We start from the raw sequence: 1687 nt of genomic DNA on the forward strand, positions 1-1687 counted from the left end.
TCGGGGCGCCGGGTGCGGGGGAGCCTCGCCTCGACCAGCAGGTACGACTCCGTGACGAGGTCCCGGACGAGCTGCTCGTCGAGGTCCGGGTGCGTGGCCAGGCTGAGCCAGTGCCGCTTGTCCGTGTGATAGCCGGGCGTGATCGCCGCGGGCAGGGCCGCGCGCAGCTGGGCGCCGTCCTCCGGGCGGGCCTTGACGTTCACGAGGCGGCGCCCGTCGTGGTCGATGAACACCACGAACAGCTTCCCCTGCACCTTCACGACCTCGGTGTCCGGGCCGAAGGGGTGCGACGCGGCGCTGCCCGGCAGCTCGAGGGCGCGGTCGCGGGCGATGCGCAGCAGCGTGGGCTCGTCCATGCCCGCCACGTTAGCCGCGCCCGCCCCGCCCCCGCACTTTCGAACGTGATATCGGGGGAATGGGCGCTTTCGAACGTGAGATAGGGCCTATCTCACGTTCGAAAGCGCTCGCCCCGGGGGCTCAGCGGTAGTCGAAGAAGCCCTTGCCGGACTTCCGGCCGAGCTCGCCGCGGGCCACCATGTCTCGCATGAGCTGCGGCGGGGCGAAGCGCTCACCCAGCTGGGACTCGAGGTACTCCGCGATGCCCAGGCGCACGTCCAGGCCCACGATGTCGGTCAGGGCCAGCGGGCCGACCGGGAACTTGTAGCCGAGCACCATGGCGGCGTCGATGTCCTCGGGGGAGGCCACGCCCTCCTCGACCATGCGGATGGCCTCGAGCGCGATCGCCACGCCCAGGCGCGACGAGGCGAAGCCCGGGGCGTTCTTGACGACGACGGGGGTCTTGCCGAGCCCGCGGACCCACTCGGTGGACAGGGCCTGGAGCTCCGCACCGGTCTGCTCGCCGATCACGACCTCCACGAGCTTCGAGGCGGGCACCGGGTTGAAGTAGTGCAGGCCGCAGAAGCGTTCGGGGCGCTGCAGGTGCGTGGCGATCTCGTCGATGGAGAGGGAGGAGGTGTTGCTGGCCAGCCAGGCGTCCTCGCGCAGGTGGGCCTCGACGTCGGTGAGCGCCTCGATCTTCACCTGCATGTCCTCGAACACGGCCTCGACCACGAGGTCGCAGCGGGCGAAGTCGGCGCGGTCCACGGTGACGGTCAGGCGCTGCGCCCACTCGTCCAGGTCGCCGTCGATCTTGCCGCGGTCCAGGGAGGCGGCCAGGTCGGCCTCGATGCGCTCCCTGGCGGCCTCGGCCGACCGCGGGTCGCGCTCGACGACGACCACCTCGGACGAGCCGGAGACGAGGAACGCGTGGGCGATGCCGCCACCCATCCGGCCGCCGCCGAGGACGCCGACGACGGCGGGCACGGAGGACGGCGCGGCATCAGGGGTGTGCTGCTGATCGGTCATGTCAGTCCTCACTTCTTCTTGCGGTCGAGGAACGCCTGCATGCGCTCGAACTTGGCCTCGGACTCGAACAGGATGGCCTGCGCGATCTCGTCCACGTGGGGGTGGGCCTCGCGGGGGAGGTGGAAGACGCGCTTGGACAGCCGCACCGCCAGCGGGTCCTGCTGCGCGATGCGGTCGGCGAGGGCGTCGGCGGCGTCGAGGAGGGCCTCCGGCTCGTGCAGCTCGGTGACGAGCTTGAGCTCGAGGGCCTCCTGCGCGTCCAGGATCCGTCCGGCGATCAGGTCGTTCTCTCCCGGAAGCCGATCACCGGGACCGTACTCGC

The 1687-nt window shown here is 71.3% G+C and carries 2 protein-coding genes and 1 pseudogene; all 3 read right to left on the bottom strand.

The features are described 5' to 3' along the window. Nucleotides 1–356: MmcQ/YjbR family DNA-binding protein (locus AB0L75_RS44160; protein ID WP_365191934.1), on the bottom strand; the 356-nt coding region annotated here is incomplete at its 3' end. 121 nt (nt 357–477) lie between these two features. After that, nucleotides 478–1365 carry a 3-hydroxyacyl-CoA dehydrogenase family protein gene (locus tag AB0L75_RS44165; protein ID WP_063188652.1) on the bottom strand — a complete coding sequence of 296 codons (888 nt, stop codon included), beginning with the start codon at nt 1363–1365 and terminating at the stop codon, nt 478–480. A gap of 8 nt (nt 1366–1373) precedes the next feature. Further along, nucleotides 1374–1687 (bottom strand): annotated as a pseudogene (locus AB0L75_RS44170) (enoyl-CoA hydratase/isomerase family protein); the annotation flags it as partial.

The sequence above is a fragment of the Streptomyces sp. NPDC052101 genome, assembly GCF_040680235.1.
In the GTDB taxonomy this organism is placed as follows: domain Bacteria; phylum Actinomycetota; class Actinomycetes; order Streptomycetales; family Streptomycetaceae; genus Streptomyces.

Bases quoted from the DNA above. Each gene is read 5' to 3' on its own strand.
- AB0L75_RS44165 (WP_063188652.1), bottom strand. From the start codon at position 1,365: ATGACCGATCAGCAGCACACCCCTGATGCCGCGCCGTCCTCCGTGCCC.